Below are 1493 nucleotides of genomic sequence, written 5' to 3'. Positions count from 1 at the left end.
AGCTGGCGCTCCGGCATCTCAGGCTCCTACCTATCCTGTACAAGCTGTACCAAAATTCAATATCAGGCTACAGTAAAGCTCCACGGGGTCTTTCCGTCCTGTCGCGGGTAACCTGCATCTTCACAGGTACTATAATTTCACCGAGTCTCTCGTTGAGACAGTGCCCAGATCGTTACGCCTTTCGTGCGGGTCGGAACTTACCCGACAAGGAATTTCGCTACCTTAGGACCGTTATAGTTACGGCCGCCGTTTACTGGGGCTTCGATTCAGAGCTTCGCTTGCGCTAACCCCTCCTCTTAACCTTCCAGCACCGGGCAGGCGTCAGCCCCTATACTTCGCCTTGCGGCTTCGCAGAGACCTGTGTTTTTGCTAAACAGTCGCCTGGGCCTATTCACTGCGGCTCATCCGGGCTATTCACCCAAATGAGCACCCCTTCTCCCGAAGTTACGGGGTCATTTTGCCGAGTTCCTTAACGAGAGTTCTCTCGCTCACCTTAGGATTCTCTCCTCGCCTACCTGTGTCGGTTTGCGGTACGGGCACCTTTTTCCTCGCTAGAGGCTTTTCTTGGCAGTGTGGAATCAGGAACTTCGGTACTATATTTCCCTCGCCATCACAGCTCAGCCTTGCGATCACGGGATTTGCCTCGTGACCAGCCTAACTGCTTGGACGCACATAACCAGCAGTGCGCTTGCCCTATCCTCCTGCGTCCCCCCATTGCTCAAACGGAAAAGAGGTGGTACAGGAATATCAACCTGTTGTCCATCGCCTACGCCTTTCGGCCTCGGCTTAGGTCCCGACTAACCCTGAGCGGACGAGCCTTCCTCAGGAAACCTTAGGCATTCGGTGGATGGGATTCTCACCCATCTTTCGCTACTCATACCGGCATTCTCACTTCTAAGCGCTCCACGAGTCCTCCCGGTCCCGCTTCAACGCCCTTAGAACGCTCTCCTACCGCGGACACCTACGGTGTCCACCCACAGCTTCGGTGATACGTTTAGCCCCGGTACATTTTCGGCGCAGAGTCACTCGACCAGTGAGCTATTACGCACTCTTTAAATGGTGGCTGCTTCTAAGCCAACATCCTGGTTGTCTAAGCAACTCCACATCCTTTTCCACTTAACGTATACTTTGGGACCTTAGCTGGTGGTCTGGGCTGTTTCCCTTTCGACTACGGATCTTATCACTCGCAGTCTGACTCCCATGGATAAGTCTTTGGCATTCGGAGTTTGTCTGAATTCGGTAACCCGATGAGGGCCCCTAGTCCAAACAGTGCTCTACCTCCAAGACTCTTACTACATGAGGCTAGCCCTAAAGCTATTTCGGAGAGAACCAGCTATCTCCAGGTTCGATTGGAATTTCTCCGCTACCCACACCTCATCCCCGCACTTTTCAACGTGCGTGGGTTCGGGCCTCCATCCAGTGTTACCTGGACTTCACCCTGGACATGGGTAGATCACCTGGTTTCGGGTCTACAACCACATACTAATTCGCCC

1 rRNA gene is annotated in these 1493 nt (G+C 53.4%); it reads right to left on the bottom strand.

The annotated features are described in order from the left end of the window. A 23S ribosomal RNA gene (locus tag CVD23_RS21295) occupies window positions 1-1493 on the bottom strand; the annotation flags it as partial.

Source organism: Bacillus sp. V33-4 (assembly GCF_002860225.1).
In the GTDB taxonomy this organism is placed as follows: Bacteria; Bacillota; Bacilli; order Bacillales; family Cytobacillaceae; genus Bacillus_BJ; species Bacillus_BJ canaveralius.
This window is presented reverse-complemented; position numbering and strand designations above follow the sequence as displayed.